We start from the raw sequence: 23,635 nt of genomic DNA on the forward strand, positions 1-23,635 counted from the left end.
TGTATGAGATTTGTTTGCGTAGAATAAGAGCACAAAATTACAAAATTTTTGCCATTTTTCCATATATTCTATGATGAAAAACTTACTTTTGCCGCCATTCAAAATGTACTCATGGAGGTTTTTAAGGAGATTTTTCCGTTAAAAAGTTACTTAAAAGAGGGGCGAAAAAGTGGTATGTCTATTGGGCTTGTTCCTACAATGGGAGCCTTGCATCAAGGGCACCTTGCCCTGATAGATGAAAGCCTTAAAGAGGCCGATTTAACTGTAGCCACTATTTTCGTTAATCCCACTCAATTTAATAACGCTGATGATCTGGAAAAGTACCCCAGAACGCTGGAAGCTGACCTGAAAATGCTTGAGCAGCGCGGTTGTCATGCGGTTTTTGTGCCATCAGTAGAGCAGATGTATCCTAATTTGCCTGAGTTACAATTTAACTTCGGAAAGTTGGAATCTGTGATGGAGGGTGCCTTCCGTCCTGGGCACTTCAACGGTGTTGGAGTAGTAGTGTCCAAACTCTTCAATATTGTACAGCCGGATTATGCCTATTTTGGTCAGAAGGATCTGCAACAGTATATGATTGTTAATAGGTTGGTGGATGATCTTAGCTTTGGGCTTCAACTCCGTAGAGTTCCTATTTATAGAGAGGATGATGGTCTTGCCATGTCTTCAAGAAATAGACGCTTAAGCGAAGATGGTAAGAAACAGGCTTTAGCTTTATATAAATCTCTTCAGCTAGCGGAGACAATGTTGAAAGCAGGTGACAGCCCTGCCGATGTGCAGGTAGCAGTTGAAAAGCTGTTTGATTCTCATGAAGTAAAAATTGAGTACATAGAAATAGTAGGCCTAGATACCTTAGAGCCAGTTAAAAACATTTCAGATGCCGGAACCGTTGCCGTATGTGTGGCTGGGTATGTGGAAGATGTTAGGTTAATTGACAATGTTATTATTAAATTAGATTTCTGATTTTATTCTCATGAATATAGAAGTTTTAAAATCCAAAATTCACAGGGTTAAAGTAACGCAAGCAGAACTGCATTATGTAGGTAGTATAACTATTGATGAAGATTTGCTGGATGCTGCCAATATGATTGAAGGAGAGAAAGTGCAGATAGTGAATGTGAATAATGGTGAACGTATAGAAACGTACATTATCAAAGGTGAGCGCGGTAGTGGCATGATTTGCCTTAACGGACCGGCTGCACGTAGAGCTCAGGTAGGAGATATTATAATTATTATATCATACGCACATATGGATTTTGAGGAGGCGAAAAAATTTGAGCCTGCCATCATTTTTCCTGATGCTAACAATAAACTACTATAATCCTAAATGAGTAGTAGTATTAAGAATGGGTTGAAGTACGTGGTTATGCTGGGCATAACAGCGTTTCTCCTATGGATATCGTTCGAAAATATAGAGGTTTCAGGAGATGAAACTAAATGGGGTTTTCTAATGAAAACCTGGAATAGTGCCGATAAGTTGTTTTTAGTATTATCCGCAGTGGCTGCAGTTATGAGCCATGTTATTCGCGCGGAAAGATGGAAGTTATTGCTCAAGCCTTTGGGGTACACACCTTCACTAGGGCACAGCTTTATGTCTGTGATGGTAGGGTATTTTATTAACCTGGCTGTACCCAGAGGTGGTGAGGTGTCCAGGTGTTACAATCTTTACAGGATAGATAAGACTCCGGTTGATGTTTCTTTCGGTACCGTAGTGATGGAGAGGATCATTGACGTTATCTTCTTGGTGATTCTTCTTTCCACTTCTTTTTTTATTGAATTAGATAATCTGGTTTATTTCTTTCAGTCTGATGAAATTAAGAAACTGACAGCTACAGGTGATTCAAGTTTCTCTTACACTATAATTATAGGGGCAGTATTATTCATAGTGGCCATTGTAATGATAGTGCTCTATTTATTTAAAAGTAGAAGATACCTGACATTGAGATATATGTCTAAGGCCCGTAAGATTTTTAAAGGACTAAAAAGTGGTTTAACCAGCATCTTTCGTCTGGAAAAGAGATTCCTTTTCATTGTATATTCGTTAGGTATATGGGTTTGCTATTACTTAATGATGTATTTAGTAATGTTAGCATTCCCGGAGACTTCACACCTGGGTGTGTTGGCCGCGCTCACTATATTTGTAATAGGTGGTATAGCTATGGCTTTACCTTTGCCTGGCGGTGCCGGCAGTTTCCATATTTTAGTACCATTAGGTCTTGTGTTGCTCTATAATTTGCCTGAAGAAAAGGCTATTCCTTTCACGTTCATCTTTCATGGATGGCAAACGTTGGTGATTATAGTAGTAGGAGCAGTTTCATTGTTTTTAAGTCAGGTAGCTAGAAAGAAAGTTGAGAACACAGGAAAAAATATATGATTTAGACGCTTTCTTGAACTTAAGAGAGAGCTGGAAGGAAGAAAATGAAAAGCTGGTCTTTACCAATGGATGCTTTGATATTCTTCATCTCGGACATGTTGATTATTTAGAAAAAGCAGCAGAACTGGGAGATAGAATGGTTGTGGCCATTAATACAGATGCCTCAGTTAAAAAATTAAAAGGTGAAGAAAGACCGTTGAATAATGAGTACAGCCGTGCACGCCTTTTGGCCGCTCTTAGTTTTGTAGATGCTGTAATCTATTTCTCAGAAGAAACCCCATATGAACTCATAAGTGCCATAAAGCCAGATGTTTTAGTGAAAGGAAGTGACTATTTGGCAGAAGACATTGTTGGCTCAGATATTGTTATCAATAATGGTGGAGAGGTGAAAACCATTGATTTAGTTAGTGGTTATTCTACTACCAATTTGATTAATAAGATTAAGAAAACTTAATGAAATATGATTTGGGTTATAATTATAGTATTTGGGATCATAAGTTTTGCTGTACAGCATAAGCTTAAAAGCAAGTTTAAAAAATACTCTCAAGTTCCCTTAAATAAGAATTTATCAGGAGCCGAAATTGCTCAGTTAATGTTGGCAGACCATGGTATACATGATGTAAAAGTCATATCGGTGTCAGGACACTTGTCAGACCACTATAATCCTTCAAACAGGACAGTTAATTTAAGTGAGGCCGTGTATCACGGTCGGAATGCCGCGGCAGCAGCTGTTGCTTCTCACGAATGTGGTCACGCAGTGCAGCATGCTAAAGCTTATAGCATGTTAGAGTTCAGATCTGCAATGGTGCCGATTCAGAATGCCAGCGCGAAGATCTTGAATATCATTATGATGATAATGTTATTTGGTGGTATTTTTCTTTTCCAGACATTCCCTATCCAACTGGTATTACTGGTAATTATTGGTGCATACAGTGTTATGACGTTGTTTTCATTAGTAACACTGCCAGTGGAATTTGATGCTAGTAAAAGGGCTTTAGCTTGGGTTAAAGAAAGACACATTGTTGATTCGAACGAATACGGGATGGCTAAGGACGCTCTGAAATGGGCAGCCATGACCTATGTGGTGGCGGCTTTGGCATCTCTGGTAACGCTACTATACTACATAAGCATGTTCTTAGGTAACCGTGATTAGCATGTAGGTACTAATTCTGCCGGTTATTTGAATTATATTTTTAAAAATAATTGTAATTTTAGAGGGATTGTTATGCATGCATAACAATCCCTCTTTGTTTTTGTATAGAGGGGTGTACAAACTCATGATTAAATAAATACTTACTATGAATTTCGAATTTACTGAAGAACAATTAGCTGTGAGAGATGCAGCCAGAGATTTCGCTCAAAACGAGCTGCTTCCTGGTGTGATAGAGAGAGATGAAAACCAGCAATTTCCTGCGGAACAGATTAAGAAAATGGGAGAATTGGGATTTATGGGTATGATGGTGGATCCTAAATATAATGGAGGAGGAATGGATTCCATATCATACGTGCTGGCCATGGAAGAGATATCTAAAGTAGATGCATCATGTTCAGTTGCTATGTCTGTAAATAACTCCCTGGTTTGTTGGGGACTGGAGAAATACGGTTCTGAGGAGCAAAAGCAGAAATATCTAACAAGACTTTCAACTGGTGAAATTATTGGTGCCTTCTGTCTTTCTGAGCCAGAAGCAGGTTCTGACGCTACTAGCCAGAGAACCACTGCAGAAGATAAAGGAGACTATTATCTTCTTAATGGTACTAAAAACTGGATCACTAACGGTAATAGTGCCGGTGTTTATATTATAATAGCTCAAACCGATCCTGAGAAAAAACATAAGGGCATCAACGCGCTTATAGTAGAAAAAGGGATGGATGGTTTTGTGGTTGGTAAGAAAGAAAACAAGCTTGGTATTAGAGGTTCTGATACACACTCTTTGATGTTTACGGACGTTAAAGTGCCAAAAGAAAACAGAATCGGAGAAGATGGTTTCGGGTTCAAGTTTGCTATGAGTACTTTGAATGGAGGTAGAATAGGTATTGCGTCTCAGGCCTTGGGTATTGCATCAGGCGCCTATGAACTAGCATTGAAATATTCAAAAGAGAGAAAGGCATTTGGTAAGGAAATTTCTCAGCATCAGGCCATTCAGTTTAAGTTAGCTGATATGGCTACGCAAATAGAGGCTGCTCGTTTGCTATGCTTAAATGCGGCGAGCTTAAAAGATCAGGGTAAAGATTTTGTAAAGGCGGCAGCTATGGCAAAGGTATTTGCTTCTAAGGTGGCAATGGATGTTACAGTGGAGGCGGTGCAGGTTCATGGTGGTTATGGTTTCGTAAAAGAGTACCATGTGGAGCGTTTAATGAGAGATGCGAAGATTACTCAGATCTATGAAGGGACCACAGAAATACAGAAAATTGTAATTTCAAGAGAGCTTTTAAAGTAGATATACACCGATTGTATAAAAAAAATTATATTTATCTTAGAAAAGTGCAGGTCATAAAATTTATTTTCGTAGATTTGAGTATTGTTAAAATACAGCAAGTTAATGGAAGATTACAACAAAATAATTGAATCCTTAGGAATTAAGTTCGTAAAGTCCAATAATATTAAGGTATTGCACCCTTTTACTATTAAGGACTATCAGGACACGGAGAACACAATTTTAATCCTTAAGAAGGGAAGTGTAAGGTTTGGAGAAGAAGAGGAAGTGTTAACAGAGGGGCATGCACTATTTATTCCTGCAGTTAGAAATACGCCTTTAACTTTTGGGAATGTGGATGATAGAAGTCCTGAGCTAACTTTAGAAGAGTTTGGTTATAAGCAAGCGGAGTACTTTAGGACTAGCGTAGAAGATCCTTCAGCAGTGCCAGTGGCAGATTTTACTTCAATTGTTTTTGAAACTAAAGTTTTCGATACAGTTAACTTCTTTACTGCCTTAGATATACCTCCATTCTCTTTGGAGAACACTAAGATTAATAATGTCATTTATGAAATTATTAAAGAGCAGGAGAATAAGCTAGAAGGAAATCAGCGTGTTGTTAAAATTAAAACTGAGCTTTTAGTTGTAGAAATCGTAAGACACATCATTGAGAACAGACTGTTTGTGGAGCAAATGGCTACTAACAGTACTTACTTCAAAGATCCTCGTTTAATAAAGCTATTCAAGTATATCAAAGATAACTTGTCTGGTGAGCTTACAAACAAGAAGTTATCTGAAGTAGCAGATGTATCGGAAGATTACGTAGGTCAGTACTTTAAGACCTTAACAGGTATCAATCCACAGGATTATATCGAATATCAAAGAATGGAAAATGCGGTGAATCTTCTAAGAACCACCAAAATGAGCATCAGAGATATTGGTAAAGCGTGTGGTTATAAAGATACAGCTTATTTCTGTCGCAGATTTAAGATGATGTATGGTATACCTGCAGGAAAAATGAGAAAAAGAGAAACTTTAATGAATGTTTAGACTTTTGTTAAAATCATAAATCTTTTCAGAAACCTCAATCACAAGATTGGGGTTTTTTTCTGCCGCATTGCCAATAACAATCATATCAGCACCAGCTTCTAATGATAGTTTTGCCTTATTAGCGGTGTCTATTCCACCTCCTACAATCAAAGGGATACTAATTGATCTTTTTACATGAGAGATCATTTTAGGCGTAATGGCCGTTTTAGTGCCGCTGCCTGCATCCATAAAAATGAGTTTTAACCCAAGCATTTCACCAGCCATGGCTGTACAAGCTGCCACTGAGTATTTGTCTGGAGGAATAGGCGAGGTATTGCTCATATAGGATACCGCCGAGGTGATATCAGAATTCACCAGCATATATCCTGTAGGGAGTATTTCAATGCCGCTGTTTTTTAAAATAGGAGCAGCTACCACATGCTGTCCTATGAGAAATTCTGGATTGCGACCTGAAATCAGGCTTAAAAACAGAATGGCATCTGCACTTAGGTCTACGTGCATATTACTGCCAGGGAAAAGTACAGTGGGAATGGTGCACTGCTGCTTAATAGTATGAATTATCTTTCCCAGATTACTCTGAGTGATGAGGCTACCACCAACAAAAATAAAATCTACATAGCATTCCTTGGCCAGATTTAATAAGTGGATCAAATCTTTCTGATCCTCTACTTTATCCGGGTCAATTAATAATGCTAATGACTTTTGTCCTGTTGTTCTTCGCTCACTGAGCGTGGTCAGAATATTGCTCATCTTCCTGATCTTCAGTATTAATCGTTTTTAAATATTCTATCAGTTTTTCTTTTACGATAGTCAGAGCAAAAAGGGTTAGTTCAGTAAGCACAACATGGCCTATGCTGGTAAGCATTGAAGGCTGTTTTTCTACGGTCACCTCTCGGGTATGATTGTCTTCATCCCTTTTGTGTGTAACCTTTACCTTTTTCTTGCCGCCTATTTTTTTAATCATGAAATAAGACAACGCGAAGCCACCACCTATTACAGCAGCGCCTACCATAAGGTCTTTACTTCTTTCCATTATTGCATCCAGATCAGCCTTTAATGTATCTCTATGCTTATCTGAAATATTTTGCCAATGTTCTTTTACACTCGTTGCCATATATTTTAGCTCTTAATCTTTAGTAGTTTGGTTAGCTTTTTCTCTATTAACTCTTTAAGCCCAAGTTGGTTTCGTAACAATAAAAAGATAATAAAAACTAACAAATAAAACCCTGAAACGGTCAAGAAGCCATAAAATATATTATTAAACACATATCCTAAGTAGTAGCCAATGGCTACATTCAAGAAAAGTACGAAAAATGAACCAATAAGTGCCAGTAAGGCAGTGACTATGGCTTTAGATAGAAGTTCGGCCACTTCTTCCTTCACCTCCATTTTATAGACCTCAATTTTCGACTCCATAAAGTCAGATATGTGGTCTATTAGATTATCTACTTTTAAGAAACTTAGCAAACCTTTTTTTTCTCTCACTTCTCTAAAATATTAGAAACTCTGATTTGTCCGCAAGATAATCAGAATTCAATGAAACACTGTTTTAAAACAAATAATTAAGACTTACCTCTTTCTGTGACTGCAATTAGTCTCTATTAACTTGGGTAAGCTCTGTAGAGAAGATAACTTCTTTGTCTTGATTTAGTTTTTCAATTTTCAGTAAGAGTTGCTCTTTTATGCTTATGTAGTACTTATAATTATAGGTAGAGAGCTCTGAATTGTAAAATTTTCTAGTGTAGACAAATACAGAATCGCTGGAGACCTGAGAATTCCATTCTGGCAGGATCTCAGTAATACAGGTTTGAAATTTCCCTTTAGCATTTTCATCATCCCAGCAAAAACCAGGTTTGTTAATGAGGAAGAATCTATTGTTGATAAAAAGGAGATTTTTATTTCTATAAATATTTAAAACCTTACTGTTTTGAAGGTCTGACGTTTCATTTTCCTGAGAGGCCGGCTGCCACATTACATTTTTCGTATTAACACTTCTCCTGGCTATTACTGTCTTTTCATAGTGGCTTCCATTGTCATTAACCGAATAGGTCAATTCATTCACTTTTGACGCGTTATTATTGAAATAAATAAGTGTAAATGGAATAAGGAAGAATGTGAGAATGATGTAGATAAACCCGGTTATCCTATAGTTCATGGTAAGCTTACCAAACATCACAGCCACTCTCATAGGTATTCGCCTCATGAAAGGGAAAGGTAGAAATATGATAACCCCAATCAGGTTGAATAACAAGTGAGTAATAGCAATACTGATTACAGCATTAGATTTAAATAGTACCGCGATAAAGGCTGTAATGGTGGTGCCTATGTTTGCTCCGAAAATGAATGGAGTTACTTTCTTTAAAGAGATTCTTCCAGTGGCTACAAAAGGAACTACTAGTGAGGTAGTTACAGAACTAGATTGTACCGCCGCGGTTAACCCCGCTCCCCAAAAAAATGACTTGGCAGAGTTGTTAAAAATGAAATTTCTGAGCTTCTCCTGAGATTCACCTATGATTAATTTAGAGATGACTTTAGAGAGCATCTTGATTGATCCAAATAGCAAAATGAATGATAATGCAATTCCTATCAGGCCATTATTAATCTTCTCGATAACAAATGAGGTAAGAGGTATGGATCTGAATAACTTGAAACCGTACTCATTGAGTGCTGCATTCTCATTGTTATGAACCAGTAAATTGGCTATATACTGAGATGACGAAGAGATAAAACCGTAATAATACTCTAAAGGAAATAGAATAAGCGCGGTGAAGATATTGAAAAAGTCATGTACCGTACCGGCTGCTATGGCTCTTCTGAACTCTGTTTTCTTGGTAATATAACCTAAAGATACAATGGTGCTGGTAAGTGTAGTACCAATGTTGGCTCCCATAATCATAGGCACCGCTTCGGCTATAGTTATCGATCCGGAAGCTACCAGAGCTACAATCATAGAAGTACTGGTAGAGCTACTTTGGATGATGGCTGTAATTAATAAGCCTATAAAAAGCCCAATAAAAGGGTTAGAGGTTGCAAATAGGATAGATTCTGCCACGCCACGACCCAAATGGTTAAAGGCCTCACCCATAAGATCTATTGAAAATAGAAATATAAGTGGAGCACCTATAATGATTAAGGTTTGTAGAGCAATATTTTTCTTCTGCGCTGGTGACAAAGTGCCTAAAATTTAAAAGATGCGAAGTTATCGCTTAAACAAATGAATATATCATTCTGTATGTAAACGTATTGTTAAATATTTATCTCATTAACAGTACCTTTAAATTAGGCTTTTCATATAATAGAATGTAAAATTTTGATATATTCAGAGGAATTTGAACGGATTGGCAATAGTCTTAACATAAAGTTAATATACGATAACTTTTTAACCACCCGAGTTAACTAACTTTGCGCGTCTAATTTTAATAACATGGAGTATAGTTTATTCGATATCCTCACTCTTTTAGGTTCGTTAGGATTCTTTATCTACGGAATGAAAGTAATGAGTGAAGGAATCCAGAAGGTAGCAGGGGGGAAAATGCGACAGATTCTTCGTGCTATGACTACGCACAGATTGGCCGGGGTATTTACCGGTTTTTTACTTACTAGTCTGGTGCAGTCGTCTTCAGCCACTACGGTAATGGTGGTTAGCTTCGTAAATGCTGGACTTTTATCTCTTGTAGAATCCATAGGGGTAATTATGGGGGCCAATATTGGTACTACCATCACTGCTTGGATTATATCTATCGTAGGTTTTAAAGTTAAAATAGCTGCTGCGGCATTACCAATCATTGCTATTGGTGCTCCTTTGTTATTTGCTTCCAGATCTAGAATTAAGTCATGGGGGGAGGTTATCATAGGATTTGCCCTTCTATTTATGGGATTGGAAGCTCTAAAAGGCTCAGTTCCTGATTTGAAAGCTAACCCTGAAGTACTTGAGTTCTTAGCTACTTATACCGATGCAGGTTTCTTCTCTATACTCATGTTTGTGGGTATAGGTACAATACTTACCATCATTGTTCAATCATCTAGTGCTACTATGGCACTTACTTTGGTAATGGCTAATCAGGGCTGGATATCTTTTGATCTGGCTGCTGCAATGGTTTTAGGTGAAAATATTGGTACTACCATCACGGCAAACCTTGCAGCTATGGTAGCTAACGTTCACGCCAAAAGAGCCGCAAGAGCACACTTTATATTCAACATTTTCGGAGTAGTATGGATGCTTATCTTGTTCCACGTATTTTTAAATGGAATAGATTGGTACATGGAGAACTACAGAGGAGTTTCACCATTTGAAGATCCTGAAGCTATTCCTATCGCTCTATCTATTTTCCATTCGGTATTTAACATTATCAACGTAGCACTACTCATTGGTTTCACTAAGCAGATAGCAGCGCTAGTTACTAAGATGGTAAAAGCCTCTAAAGATGGAGAGGAGTTTAAGTTGGAATACATTACTACGCCATTATTGTCTACACCTGACATTAGCCTGGAAGAAGCCAGGAAGGAAATAGCAAAATTTGCTGAACTTACTAAGCGCATGTCTGGCTACGTTCAAAATCTTCTTAAGCACAAAAAGAACAAAGAGCGTAGCAAAATGATGCGTAAGATTAAGAAGTATGAGGAGATTACTGACAGAGTGGAGGTTGAAATTGCTAACTATCTATCCAAGTTATCTACTTCTAATCTAGGTAATGATGCTTCATTGAGACTTAGAGGAATGCTGGCCATTATCAATGATTTAGAGAGAATAGGTGATTTATTCTACCAAATGTCATTGGCTATAGATCGTAAAAGCGACAGTGATAGCTGGTTTAACGAGACTCAAATTGATAGTTTAATAGCTCTTTTAGAGTTATTGGATGAGGCCTTTGATGTAATGATCGAAAACCTGAATAAAGACTATACTCAGGTTACTCTTAATACAGCCATTGAAAAGGAAGTGGCTATTAATAAGAAGAGAGATAAGATCAGGAAAAAGCACCTTAAGAATATCGAAAAGCGAGACTACGATGTAATGAGTGGAATCGTGTATGGAGATCTTTATAACCTCATCGAAAGAGTGGGAGATCACATCATTAATGTGTCTGAGGCAGTTACTGGTGAACTAGCTAAGGACGAAGAAGATGTAATAACAGCGAGCTAATTATTAAGCTCGCTTATTGCTATCCAAGCCATAAGGCCGGCGCCTATTTCCAAGGCGTCTTCATCAATATTGAACGTAGGGGTATGCACATATGAGGTTATTCCTTTAGCCTCATTTCTAGTGCCTAAGCGGTAAAAACAAGCCGGAACTTCGTGCGTATAATAAGCGAAATCTTCGGCTCCCATCCATAGATCGAGATCAACTACATTTTCTTTACCAAGATAATCCTCAGCTGCTTTTCTGGAGACCCTGGTCAGATCTGGATCATTTTCCAGGTAAGGGTAGCCGTGAGATATATTCACTTCACATGATCCGCCCATTGACTCAGCAATGCCTTCAGCCATCTTGGTAATTCTCTGCAAGGCATCAGCTCTCCATTCTTCATTCATAGCTCTGAATGTACCAGCTACATTCACTTCGTTAGGAATGATATTAGTGGCCCCATCAGCGATTACTCTTCCGAAGGATAGCACCGTTGGGGTTTTAGGGCTGGCATTTCTACTGATCACCTGCTGCAAGGCTACAATAATGTGCGATGTAATTAAAACAGGATCAACAGCTAGCTCAGGGACAGCCCCATGACCACCTTTGCCTTTTATTTTAAGATAAATCTCATCACAGCTGGCCATGTACATTCCCTCACGAAAACCAACCTTACCAACAGGGATAAGAGGCATAACGTGCTGGCCATGAATATTTACTGGTGATGGATTTTTTAAAACGCCATCTTTAATCATGAGTGATGCTCCACCGGGGTTTCGCTCTTCTCCTGGTTGGAAAATTAATTTTACAGATCCTTCAAATTCATCTTTTAAAGACTGTAAAATCCTGGCAGCACCTAGTAATGATGCCGTATGAGCATCATGCCCGCAGGCATGCATTACTCCTTCATTTTTTGATTTATACTCAACGTCATTCGCTTCAATAATAGGTAAGGCATCCATATCAGCTCTTAAGGCAATAACCTTTTTGTCAGGGTTTTTGCCTTCAATCACTGCCGATAATCCTGTTTTGGCCACTCCCTCTTTCGGGGTAATGCCCATTTCTTTCAACTGAGTAGCTACAAACTTCGCAGTGTTGTACTCCTCATATGAAAGCTCTGGATTAGCATGAATATGTCTTCTTACCTTAATAATGTCACTGGCATTGGATTTTGCCAGCTCTTTTATTTTATCTTTTAATGACATTTAGCGAATGTAGATTCTTTCTGGAATAATTAATGCGCCTGGAAATTTCTTTCTAAGCTGTGAATATGGCTTTTGAGCTTCTATTTTAGAATAGTACTGACCTACTTTAACTTTAAAATTTGGCTCTTCAAACTTTAAAGAAGGGCTAGATTCTGGCAATACCGAAATTACCTTTCCTCTGGCTAATCGAGCTTCTTCACTGTTAGTACCTGAATAAACCTGAATAGTAAAACCCTCAACAAATTGTCTGTCCTTTCTTATAACGTCAATGCTATCTAAAACAGTATTCAATGGTCTGGTAATATCATTAGTCACAGGCACATTAGAATAGTCTTCTAAGGGAGTAGCAGCTACAGTGTCAGGTGTATCCGTAGGAGCATTATATGTAGGCCTGTAGGCAGAAAGATCTTCTTTGTATACTTCACCAGTAGATGAAGTAGAGACCGTTTTGGAACTACAGGCAGAAAATACTAGCAACAATAGAACGTAGAATAGCTTATTATTTCTCATAATTCTTAATATCAGTAATTATTCCTCTATAACTACACACTTGTTGTTTCTGATATCTTCTTCTACTTTTTTATACTTCACATCTTTTAAAATGCTTCCATCCATATATTGAACGGTCACTTTATCGTTTCTTCCAGCTGTTTTCTCAGCCTTAATAGGCATTGTTTTTTCAGCTGGTGGTCTGTTTGCACTAGCTGCAGCAGCCTCTGAGTTTCCACCACTAAGTAGTGACTTAGACTCATCTTTTTGTTCTTTTAGCTTTTGCCTGCGCTGCTGTGTGCTTCTTGCTTCCTTCACATCACCCGCTTCCTGAACTGGTAAATCAGCTTTCACTAAGAATGAGATGGTATCTTCATTTACTTTAGCAATGAACCTTTTGAACAATTCGAAACCTTCAAATTTGTATATTAATAGAGGATCCTTTTGTTCATAAACCGCATTTTGAACACTTTGTTTCAAGTCATCCATTTCTCTCAGGTGCTCTTTCCAAAGTTGATCAATAAGGGCCAGCGTTACCATTTTCTCCATGGCATTGATCAGCTCACGGTTTTCAGTGGCAATACACTTTTTAAGGCTGGCAGAAACACCTACTTGTTTCTTGCCATCCGTAAATGGTACAAGAATGTTTTCAATAGTAGCACCTCTGGTCTCTTCTATATTTTTTATGATAGGGAAAGACTTTTGTGCTATATCGGCATTTTTCTTTTTATAATGCTCATAAGCCTGCTCGTATAAGTTGTGGGTTAGAGTGTCAGGATTAACCTTTTCAAAATCTTCTTTACTGATTTCAAAGTCAATACTTAAAACCCCTAATACAGTAAGTTTAAAGCTTTCGTAGTTGCCAGCATTGTTTAATACTATGTCTTCACAAGTATCAAACAGCATGTTCATGATATCAAGCTGTAGTCTTTCTCCGAAAAGAGCATTCTTTCTACGCTTGTAAATAACCTCTCTTTGAGAGTTCATTACATCATCATATTCAAGAAGTCTTTTTCTTATACCGAAGTTGTTTTCTTCTACTTTCTTCTGAGCTCTTTCTATAGACTTAGTTACCATAGAGTGTGAAATCACTTCACCTTCCTGTAGTCCTAATCTATCCATAACCTTAGCTATTCTTTCTGGCATGAACATACGCATCAGGTTATCTTCAAGAGATACGAAGAACTGAGAAGAACCTGGATCTCCTTGTCTACCAGATCTACCACGTAGCTGTCTGTCTACACGTCTTGATTCGTGTCTTTCTGTACCAATAATGGCCAAACCACCGGCAGCTTTAGATTCTGGAGCCAATTTAATATCCGTACCTCTACCAGCCATGTTAGTAGCAATAGTTACTGTACCTGGCTTACCAGCAGCAGCTACAACTTCTGCCTCTCGCTGGTGTTGCTTAGCGTTTAGAACTTGGTGCTGAATTTTGCGCATGTTAAGCATACGGCTAAGGAGCTCAGAAATTTCTACCGAAGTGGTACCTACCAAGACAGGTCGGCCTTCTTCTGTAAGCACTACAATTTCATCTACTACAGCATTGAATTTTTCACGTATGGTTTTGTAAACCATATCCTGCTTATCTGCTCTGGCTATAGGTCTGTTAGTAGGAATTACAACGACGTCAAGTTTATAAATTTCCCAGAACTCGCCAGCTTCAGTTTCTGCAGTACCCGTCATACCAGCGAGTTTGTGGTACATACGGAAGTAGTTCTGTAAGGTAATGGTAGCGTATGTCTGTGTGGCATCTTCTACCTTTACATTTTCTTTAGCTTCAATAGCCTGGTGTAATCCGTCAGAATATCTTCTTCCATCCATTACACGACCAGTCTGCTCATCTACAATCTTTACTTTTCCATCTACAATGATGTATTCAGTATCTTTTTCAAATAGAGTGTAAGCTTTTAATAACTGGTTTACCGAGTGAATTCTTTGCGACTTTTCAGAATAGTCTTTAATAAGAACATCTTTCTTGCTTACCTTTTCTTCATCAGAAAGTACTTCATCTTTCTCAAGATCAGCTATTTCTGTACCGATATCAGGCATGATAAAGAAGTTAGGATCTTCACCTTCACCTGTAATAAGGTCAATTCCTTTTTCAGTAAGCTCTATGCTATTATGTTTCTCATCAATAGTGAAGAACAATGGTTCATCAGCCTCAGGCATCATTTTTTGATTATCCTGTAGGTAGTAGTTTTCAGTTTTTTGAAGGATCTGACGAACTCCTGTTTCACTTAAATATTTAATCAAAGGCTTATGCTTAGGTAAACCTCTGTATGCTCTGAATAATGCAAGACCGCCTTCTTTTTCGTCTCCATCATTCATTAATTTCTTGGCATCAATTAAAAACTGAGATACTAGTTTTCTTTGAGCATCTACCAGCTTGCTGATGCGCGGTTTTAAATCATAAAATTCGTGTTCATCACCTCTGGGAACAGGTCCAGAAATGATTAGTGGTGTTCTGGCTTCATCAATTAGTACTGAGTCAACCTCATCCACCATGGCGAAGTGATGCTTTCTCTGTACCAGCTCTTTAGGATCTCTTGACATATTGTCACGCAGGTAGTCAAAACCAAACTCGTTATTGGTACCATAAGTGATGTCTGCATTGTAAGCGTTTCTTCTCTCATCAGAGTTAGGCTCATGCTTATCCACACAGTCAATAGTTAAACCATGGAACTCAAAGATTGGAGCCATCCACTCACTATCACGTTTTGCAAGGTAATCGTTAACAGTTACTACGTGAACACCTCTCTTGGCAAGAGCATTTAAGAAAGCAGGTAATGTTGCTACCAAAGTTTTACCTTCACCAGTAGCCATCTCAGCAATTTTACCTTGATGAAGAACAATACCACCTATGATCTGCACGTCATAATGAAGCATCTCCCAGGTAATTTCATTACCGGCAGCAATCCATTTGTTATGCCAGATGGCCATGTCACCATCTAATTCTACGTTAGATTTTTTAGCCGCCAGGCTCTTATCCATTAATGTGGCTGTAACTTTTAGCTGGCTGTTTTCTTTAAACCTACGAGCAGTTTCTTTTACAATAGCAAAGCCCAGTGGAAGCACTTCCATAAGAACAGTTTCCAGGTCTTTGTTTCTATCTTCTTCCAGTTTATCTATCTCAGAAAAAACATCTTCTTTTTCATTAATATCAAGATCTGGATTGTCTTCTATTTTTTGATGAAGAGCAGCTATTTGATCATCAATTGATTTTAACGAGGAGTCGATGGTATCTTGTACTTCTTTGGTTTTACCTCTCAGTTCATCATCGCTTAATCCACTTAATTGAGCATATTGCTGGTTGACTTTCTCAACAATTGGCATCAATTGTTTGATATCCTTTTCGGATTTAGTTCCGCCAAATACCTTCGTTATAAATTTTAACATAATCGCTCCTTGTTTCTATATTTTAATGCCTAAAGTTAAGGCGTTTATATTAATTGTTTGACTAAATATTCTTCAATTCTAATGATCCCTGGAAAACCTGCTTGGCCGGACCAGTCAGATATACTTCGCTAAAGCTATTGTCTTCATTTTTTATGAAATCAACAGAGAGGTTGCCGCCCATAGTGTTGACTTTCACTGGAGATTGTAAATCTTTAGTACTAGATGCCAAAGCGGCAGCTGTAACACCAGTGCCGCAAGAAAGAGTTTCGTTTTCAACGCCTCTCTCATAGGTTCTTACAAAGATCTGGTTCTCACCTGTAACCTGCACGAAATTAACATTTACCCCTGCTTCTTTAAACAGACCGCCATTTCTTATGGCTTTTCCTTGATCATACACCCTATAAGTATCAATGTTAATCACATACTTGATCAGATGTGGTGAACCTGTATCAACAAATATACCATCAGACATTAACCTGACATTTTGTACGTCGGCCATTTTTAAACGCACTTCATTGTTTGCCAATATTTCTGCTTCATGGCCACCATCATATGCCAGGAAATTGGTCTTTGAATCAATTATGCCTAAAAACTTGGCGAAATTTACAGCACAGCGACTACCATTGCCGCATAAACTTTGGCTGCTGTCTGGGTTGTAAAATATGAGCTCAAAGTCGTAGTCTGCATGGTCTTGTATAAGCATGAGGCCGTCAGAACCTATTCCAAATTTACGATCGCACAAAAAGGAGATTTCCTCTTTAGAGAGTTCAAATTTTGCTTGTCTATTGTCTATAAGTATGAAATCATTGCCTGTGGCCTGATATTTATAAAAATTAATCTCCTTCATCGAATCACTTTAAAATTAAAAAACCCCGTTTAACGGCGAGTGCGTCAAAACGGGGTAAAAATTACTAAAATTATCTGTAAAATAATTTATTCTTTTATCTCTTCGTAATCTACGTATTCGCCTCCTTTAAAATCTTTAGAATCCTTCTTAGACTTTTCGTTAGGCACGTAGTCAATATTTATTTCGCCAGATCGCTTGTAATTGGTTGATTCATAGTTTTGCCTTCCAGAAGCATTTCTATGATTATTGGCTGACGAGTTGCCCACCAAGTACTTAATTACCAGACCAAATACCTTATTTACCAGGTATATGAGCAAAAAAGCGATAACTATGACTTTAATAAATCCCATACTACAAACTCGTTTAAGTAATACCTCTTACTTACTCAAGTAGAGGTTTCTCTCTGAGTAGATCTTTATGAAGTAATCGTCCATAAGATCATCTATAAAATAGATTGCCTCACCTGTAGATTTCATTTCTGGTCCTAATTCCTTATTTACTTTAGGGAATTTGGCAAATGAGAATACCGGTTCTTTTATGGCATACCCTTGTTTTTTAGGGTTGAAAGTAAAGTCAGTTACTTTTTTCTCCCCTAGCATTACTTTAACGGCGTAGTTTACATAAGGTTCGTCATATGCTTTACAAATGAAAGGTACCGTACGAGACGCCCTTGGGTTAGCCTCTATGATATATACCTTGTCATCTTTAATGGCAAACTGTATGTTAATTAAACCTACTGTATTAAGAGCTAAAGCAATTTTCTTAGTGTAAGCCTCTATCTGCGCTACTACTAAGTCTCCCAAATTGTATGGGGGAAGTACTGCGTAAGAGTCTCCAGAGTGAATACCTGCGGGCTCTATATGCTGCATGATACCGATGATGTGTACATTTTCTCCATCACAAATGGCATCTGCTTCTGCTTCTATTGCTCCATCTAAGAAATGATCCAGAAGTACTTTGTTTCCAGGAATTTCTCTAAGAATATCAACAATATGAGATTCTAGCTCAGTTTCATTGATCACAATTTTCATGCTCTGACCACCAAGAACGTAAGATGGTCTTACCAAAAGAGGGAATCCAATATCTTTTGAAAGCTCAATAGCAGTTTCAGCATCTTCAGCTACACCAAACTCAGGGTAAGGAATGCCATTATCTTTCAAAATGTTAGAGAAGCTACCTCTGTCTTCTGCAAGATCCAGAGACTTAAAGTTGGTTCCTAAGATTTTAATGCCATACTTCTCTAGTTTCTCAGCCAGTTTAAGTGCTGTCTGACCTCCAAGCTGAACGATTACTCCCTCAGGTTTTTCATGAAGTATAATCTCATAAATATGCTCCCAGAATACTGGCTCGAAGTATAATTTATCTGCCACATCGAAATCAGTAGAAACTGTTTCAGGGTTACAGTTAATCATTATAGTTTCATAGCCACATTCTTTAGCGGCAAGGATTCCGTGCACGCAAGAGTAGTCAAATTCTATACCCTGACCAATTCGGTTAGGACCAGAACCTAGTACTACAATTTTCTTTTTGTCACTAACTATTGACTCATTTTCATCGTCGAAAGTTGAGTAATAGTATGGTGTTTTAGCCTCAAACTCGGCCGCACAAGTATCTACTAACTTGTACACTCTGTTTAGGCCTATTTCTTTTCTCTTATTGAATACTTCACTTTCAAGGCAGCCCATTAAATGACCTAGCTGTCTATCAGCATATCCTTTTTCTTTTGCTGTTTTAAACAGCTCGAAAGGGATAGTATCAATATCATATTTTTCAATCTCATTTTCAATGAGAATAAATTCTTCAATTTGGTGAAGGAACCACTTGTCTATTTTAGTGAGTTTTTCAATGGTTTTGAAGGAAACTCCTAATTTGAAGGCATCATAAACATGGAACAATCTGTTCCAGCTAGGGTGCTCAAGGCTTTCTAAAATAGCTTTTTGATCCTTAAGTTCTTTACCATCAGCACCAAGACCATTTCTCTTGATTTCTAAAGACTGACAAGCCTTCTGAAGTGCTTCCTGGAAGTTTCTACCGATACCCATTACCTCACCTACGGATTTCATAGAAAGACCTAATCTTCTATCTGAACCCTGGAATTTATCAAAATTCCAACGAGGTATCTTAACAATTACATAGTCAAGTGCAGGCTCGAAGAATGCTGAAGTAGTACCAGTAATGGCGTTATCAAGCTCATCAAGGTTATAACCAATAGCTAATTTCGCTGCTATTTTTGCAATAGGATAACCCGTAGCCTTAGATGCAAGAGCTGATGATCTTGAAACCCTAGGGTTAATCTCGATACCAATGATAGAATCGTCATCAGGGTTAACCGCAAACTGTACGTTACAACCACCAGCAAACATCCCGATTCCGTTCATCATCAATTTTGAAAGGTTCCTCATTTCCTGATACACAGTGTCAGGAAGAGTCATGGCAGGTGCTACTGTGATTGAATCTCCAGTATGAACCCCCATAGGATCAAAGTTTTCAATAGAACAGATAATGATGATGTTTCCTTTGTTATCTCTAAGGAGCTCCACCTCATATTCTTTCCATCCTAAGATACTTTGCTCTATCAAAACCTCATGAATAGGAGAGGTGTGAAGGCCGTGGGTCAGTGCTTGCTCGAATTCATCCGCACTGTTTACAAATCCACCACCTGAACCACCTAATGTAAATGAAGGTCTGATAACCAGAGGGAAACCAATTTCCTGAGCTATCTCTTTCCCTTGTAGGAAAGAAGAAGCGGTTTCTCCTTTACAAACATTTACACCTAGCTCGTTCATTTTCAGACGGAATTTCTCTCGATCTTCAGTTGTTTCGATCGCGTTGATATCAACTCCGATGATTTTAACTCCAAAATGATCCCAGATTCCTGCTTTATCGCAATCTATAGCAAGGTTTAATGCTGTTTGTCCACCCATGGTAGGTAGAACAGCATCAATATTATGCTTTTGCAGGATTTCTCTAATGGATTGTTTGGTGAGTGGCTTGAGGTATATATGGTCTGCGGTGACCTTGTCTGTCATGATCGTAGCCGGGTTGGAATTGATCAAAATGACTTCTATACCTTCTTCTCTAAGTGAACGTGAAGCTTGTGATCCTGAATAGTCAAATTCACATGCTTGTCCAATAACAATAGGTCCGCTTCCGATAATTAAAACTGACCTGATGCTCCTATCTCTTGGCATTGAAAAACGTTTGTGTGGTTTAGCGAAATGTGGTTATGTATAAATTGGCACAAAGTTAAAGCAAAAAGGTTAGAATCAAAACCACATTTCGCTAACACACAACATTCTTAAATCTTAATTTTTGTTAAGATTAATTGATAATCACTTTTTTGGTGATAGAACCACTGTTATTTGACAGTTTGAATAGATAAATGCCTTTTGGAAATTTACTTACATCAATAGAATTAAAATATGTATTTTCAATTCCTCTTTCACTTACTGAGTATATGCTCTGACCTTTGTAGTTAAAGATTTGCATCTCAGCATTACCAATGGCAGCATTATTTTTAACTGAAATATTTAAAGTACCACTGGTAGGGTTAGGATAAAGACTTATTTCTTCAAAAGCTAGCTGATCAATGGCCGTGATAGCGTCAGTTTGCACTTCTAAATTATCAATAGCCCATCCCCATGCATTTATTGCATCATCAGAAAATAACCTGAATCTTATAAGTACCTCATCCCCGGCCTGAAAATCTCCAGAGCTTGTCATATTTATTATTCTGTATTTGTAGAGAGAAGAGTTGCCATCGGAGTTGCCATTGATGGCGTTAGACCAATTTACATAAAGTTTAGAGTCATATCCATTTAAAAATGGAGTCCAAGTGTCTCCATTGTCGGTTGAGCCTTCCACAATTACGTAATCTTTAAAACTCGCTGATCCAAAATCATCTTCTAGATTTTTTTCAACAATCACCACCTCATCAAAGGCCATAAGAGGTTTCGTCGCACTTATAACGATAGGGTTTATTAAGGTGTAGCTTAAATTGGAGCTGTCATTCATGCCGAATCCCACAGGATAAGGATGAATAGAATGAATTGCCCCGTTATCAAAATTATCTTCAGATTTAATTGAAAAAAAGTTTCCTACAAAATCTTCAGTTTGGGAATCAAAATCATTGGAATAAGAGCTTTGCGAATTGCCAAAGTTTAGGTACTCTACCGAAAAGAAAGAGTCTTCTGACGGTAAATAGGAAATATTAGGCTCAGGCTCATTATTGTCATAGGCTTTAATTCGGTATTCAATTGACTCATTCAATGGTAGTTCTGATATTATGAGATTAGCTTCGTAAATATTTGTTGCGTTTCCATCAAATTGAAATACAACATTAGGTTGTCCATTGCTGAAAATTTCAATAGCAACACTGTCGACCTCATAGTTATCAGTAACTTCTGCTATTATTGGAATAGAGGTGTTACTTTGAACGTAATCAATGTAGTCATGCTTTATGGAAGGAGCTCTGAAGTCAGGTTGAATTTCGAGGTTGTCAATGGCCCATCCCCATCCGTGAGCAAGTTCATCTGCGTGCAATCTAAACCTGATGAGTATTTCTTCTCCAGGTACAAATTCACTTCTCGCTAACATATCAATATCTCTTGAAAAGAATAAAGAGGATGATCCTTCAATTAGAGAGTTTTGATCATCATCTAAATCTTCATTATACGCAGAAAGCCAATTTGTCTGGGCTCTACTGTCATAACCACCAATAAATGGAACCCATGTTTTTCCACCATCATTAGATCCTTCAACTATCACGTAATCAAAAAAATCTGAATTAGTAAAGTCTGTTGAGGTTCCTGGCTCCACTAGTACTATCTCATCAAACCTTATTATGGCATCTACATCAGATAGAATTATTGGAATACGCATATCTAGAGTATAGTCACTTCCATTTCCACTTGCCCCATCAAGATACGGGTGATCAGAATGAACGGCTGGGCTAGAGAAGCCATCAACATCGGAAATTCGGAAGTGATCACTTTCAAAAAATGCATTTCTATCTTCATTGAAATCATCTTTATATCTATAAACAGAAGGCGCCAGAGAAACTACTTGAATGGAGAACTGGCCTATATCTGGAATGGTGGTGCTGTTAGAGTTGGAGGAAATATCTGTTACTGTGATGGTATAATTAAATTGATCTCCTTCCTCAAGGTTGGCAGATGATAAGTCAACTACTGCTGAATATAAACTGTCTAGATCATCAATTAATGAAAATGTCACATAGCTAGAGGGACCACCATTAATATCATATGTTAGCAAAACCTCTTCCAATGGCAGGAAATCTTTCACTGTAACATTAAATTCTACCTCTGTGTCATTATCTCTAATGAAATTTGGTTCTACGTGGGTAATTACTGGATTTTCGTTGTCAGCTTCGGAAGTAAAGACAAAAAAGAATTCAGGAGCTAATGAAGGCTTAGAAAATGTTCGGTCAAATTCGTCTATTACAGAGATGTAATAAGCATAGCTTTGTCCTGAAAGCTTTAAGGAAGGGATCTGTGCTTCAAATTCGCCTCCATTTTCCGTAGCGGTCATTGTAACTGTGCTTTCCGTATTGAATCCATCAGTAGAATAGTGAAGAGTGATACTTTCTTCATCGTAATCTGTGTCACTGGTTATGGTTGTAGTGATGGTATAGTTATCAGAAGTTATATCCTCTGTGTTAGGGTGTTTACTGTGGTTTATATAAGTGTATTTCCACCCCATGTCTGCAAACATATTTAGCGTGATGGGGCCTGGATTATGCATTATCTCTCGAGGGCCAATTTGAGGCGTCATTAAAGAATTTGGAGTGCCATTGTATTTGCTTTCATTAAGGTGAGCAATACTAGAACCCGGATCCCATATTTCTGGCGCATACAGTTCTACATTAATAATTCCTTTTTGTTCAGAAATTGGTGAATCAAAAATTACAGCTTGACTGGTTAAGGCATCTCCCAAGCCTTCACTGCCGTTGCTAAAAGAATCTATCAATCTAGCTTTTGATGGGTCCGACACGTAAGTATCAAAAATAAAAGGAAATGCAGCCCCAGAGCCAAGGCCATAAAATCCAAAGCCATCCTGATAGTTGAAGGAATCAACAAAGCCTAAGCCATGCCCAATTTCATGAAGAACAACAGAAACTAGATCATACTGGCCTGATCCAGGATTACCATCTGTCCCCAAATACCAGTTGAAAGTACTACTAAAGCTTGCTACAATGTCTGGGCTGTTGGTATCATTCAAATCTCTACCAGCCATTTTTTCTGCTAAAGCAACAGGGTACCATACACCATTTACGAGAGCTCCATCAAAGCCTCTAAAGGCTGTTGCCCATCCTGCTGAACCTAACACTCCTTCAGATAACGGTTGCCAGCTGGCATCAATTCTTATCGTTACTGGAGAGTTGATAATGCTTGACCAAATATCAACAGCATATTGAAATGCTGCTTTCGCTTCGGGAGTGAAACCCTCGCCGTAATTTACTTCTATATTCGCGGAGTTTGTTCGTCCACTTGTTAGTTCCTTTGGGGGCATTAATCTGACACCAGAACTAATCTCAGTCGCATGGCAAATTATTTTAAATTCTTTATCCAGCCGTTCCATTTTTTGAGCAGACAAGCTGTTTAATAAAGAAGTGGTAATCAAAGCAAGTAGTAAAAGTTTTCTCATATACCAGGAATTAAAAAATGTTAATGTCTAAAGTTAATGTTATTAATAAAAAATCAGTAATATGGT

General features: G+C 38.0%; 19 protein-coding genes. 8 read left to right on the plus strand and 11 right to left on the minus strand.

Annotated features, from left to right (window positions below; all coding sequences use genetic code 11):
* Positions 1-48 precede the first annotated feature (48 nt).
* The 7 genes from panC (at position 49) to LVD16_RS06085 (ending at position 5,838) form a co-directional block, all read left to right on the plus strand.
* Positions 49-963: a pantoate--beta-alanine ligase gene (panC, locus tag LVD16_RS06055; protein ID WP_306309385.1), complete on the plus strand. Its 915-nt coding sequence runs from the start codon at positions 49-51 to the stop codon at positions 961-963.
* A gap of 10 nt (positions 964-973) precedes the next feature.
* Positions 974-1,321, plus strand: a complete 348-nt coding sequence (gene panD, locus LVD16_RS06060) for an aspartate 1-decarboxylase (RefSeq protein ID WP_233773027.1) — start codon at positions 974-976, stop codon at positions 1,319-1,321.
* Between the two features lie 6 nt (positions 1,322-1,327).
* Entirely contained in the window at positions 1,328-2,374 is a 1,047-nt protein-coding gene (locus LVD16_RS06065; RefSeq protein WP_233773028.1) for a lysylphosphatidylglycerol synthase transmembrane domain-containing protein, read from the plus strand.
* A gap of 13 nt (positions 2,375-2,387) precedes the next feature.
* Positions 2,388-2,828: a D-glycero-beta-D-manno-heptose 1-phosphate adenylyltransferase gene (gene rfaE2, locus LVD16_RS06070; protein WP_233773029.1), complete on the plus strand. Its 441-nt coding sequence runs from the start codon at positions 2,388-2,390 to the stop codon at positions 2,826-2,828.
* Positions 2,829-2,834: 6 nt separating this feature from the next.
* Entirely contained in the window at positions 2,835-3,527 is a 693-nt protein-coding gene (locus LVD16_RS06075; RefSeq protein ID WP_233773030.1) for a zinc metallopeptidase, read from the plus strand.
* Between the two features lie 145 nt (positions 3,528-3,672).
* Positions 3,673-4,812: an acyl-CoA dehydrogenase gene (locus LVD16_RS06080; RefSeq protein WP_233773031.1), complete on the plus strand. Its 1,140-nt coding sequence runs from the start codon at positions 3,673-3,675 to the stop codon at positions 4,810-4,812.
* Positions 4,813-4,914: 102 nt separating this feature from the next.
* On the plus strand, positions 4,915-5,838 hold the full coding sequence (locus tag LVD16_RS06085) for a helix-turn-helix domain-containing protein (protein ID WP_233773032.1): 924 nt from the start codon (positions 4,915-4,917) through the stop codon (positions 5,836-5,838).
* On the opposite strand, the gene LVD16_RS06090 is transcribed toward LVD16_RS06085, so the two are convergent.
* The 4 genes from LVD16_RS06090 to LVD16_RS06105 form a co-directional block, all read right to left on the minus strand.
* Positions 5,824-6,588: a phosphoglycerol geranylgeranyltransferase gene (locus tag LVD16_RS06090; protein ID WP_233773033.1), complete on the minus strand. Its 765-nt coding sequence runs from the start codon at positions 6,586-6,588 to the stop codon at positions 5,824-5,826. The two genes, LVD16_RS06085 and LVD16_RS06090, sit on opposite strands and share 15 nt — an antisense overlap.
* Positions 6,560-6,952: a hypothetical protein gene (locus LVD16_RS06095; protein ID WP_233773034.1), complete on the minus strand. Its 393-nt coding sequence runs from the start codon at positions 6,950-6,952 to the stop codon at positions 6,560-6,562. Before LVD16_RS06095 ends, LVD16_RS06090 begins: the two co-directional genes overlap by 29 nt.
* A gap of 5 nt (positions 6,953-6,957) precedes the next feature.
* The gene (locus LVD16_RS06100) at positions 6,958-7,323 is read right to left on the minus strand and encodes a phage holin family protein (RefSeq protein ID WP_233773035.1); all 366 of its coding nucleotides are present in this window, start codon (positions 7,321-7,323) and stop codon (positions 6,958-6,960) included.
* 106 nt (positions 7,324-7,429) lie between these two features.
* Positions 7,430-9,010 carry a Na/Pi symporter gene (locus LVD16_RS06105; protein ID WP_233773036.1) on the minus strand — a complete coding sequence of 527 codons (1,581 nt, stop codon included), beginning with the start codon at positions 9,008-9,010 and terminating at the stop codon, positions 7,430-7,432.
* Between the two features lie 252 nt (positions 9,011-9,262).
* Between LVD16_RS06105 and LVD16_RS06110 the strand changes: the two genes are divergently transcribed.
* Entirely contained in the window at positions 9,263-10,981 is a 1,719-nt protein-coding gene (locus LVD16_RS06110; protein WP_233773037.1) for a Na/Pi cotransporter family protein, read from the plus strand.
* Here the strand turns inward: LVD16_RS06110 and LVD16_RS06115 are convergent.
* The 7 genes from LVD16_RS06115 to LVD16_RS06145 form a co-directional block, all read right to left on the minus strand.
* The gene (locus tag LVD16_RS06115) at positions 10,978-12,168 is read right to left on the minus strand and encodes a M20 metallopeptidase family protein (protein ID WP_233773038.1); all 1,191 of its coding nucleotides are present in this window, start codon (positions 12,166-12,168) and stop codon (positions 10,978-10,980) included. The two genes, LVD16_RS06110 and LVD16_RS06115, sit on opposite strands and share 4 nt — an antisense overlap.
* Entirely contained in the window at positions 12,169-12,678 is a 510-nt protein-coding gene (locus tag LVD16_RS06120; RefSeq protein WP_233773039.1) for a hypothetical protein, read from the minus strand.
* Between the two features lie 18 nt (positions 12,679-12,696).
* A complete protein-coding gene (secA, locus tag LVD16_RS06125; protein ID WP_233773040.1) occupies positions 12,697-16,056 on the minus strand; it encodes a preprotein translocase subunit SecA in 3,360 nt (1,119 codons plus the stop codon).
* A gap of 61 nt (positions 16,057-16,117) precedes the next feature.
* Complete coding sequence (gene dapF / locus LVD16_RS06130) at positions 16,118-16,903, minus strand: diaminopimelate epimerase (RefSeq protein ID WP_233773041.1); 786 nt, start codon at positions 16,901-16,903, stop codon at positions 16,118-16,120.
* 86 nt (positions 16,904-16,989) lie between these two features.
* Positions 16,990-17,253, minus strand: coding sequence for a DUF4834 family protein (locus LVD16_RS06135; protein WP_233773042.1), 264 nt, complete (start codon positions 17,251-17,253; stop codon positions 16,990-16,992).
* A gap of 27 nt (positions 17,254-17,280) precedes the next feature.
* Entirely contained in the window at positions 17,281-20,094 is a 2,814-nt protein-coding gene (gene carB / locus LVD16_RS06140) for a carbamoyl-phosphate synthase large subunit (protein WP_233773043.1), read from the minus strand.
* 130 nt (positions 20,095-20,224) lie between these two features.
* Entirely contained in the window at positions 20,225-23,569 is a 3,345-nt protein-coding gene (locus LVD16_RS06145; protein ID WP_233773044.1) for a T9SS type A sorting domain-containing protein, read from the minus strand.
* Between the last annotated feature and the right edge of the window lie 66 nt (positions 23,570-23,635).

The sequence above is a fragment of the Fulvivirga ligni genome (genome assembly GCF_021389935.1).
GTDB classification, from domain to species: Bacteria; Bacteroidota; Bacteroidia; order Cytophagales; family Cyclobacteriaceae; genus Fulvivirga; species Fulvivirga ligni.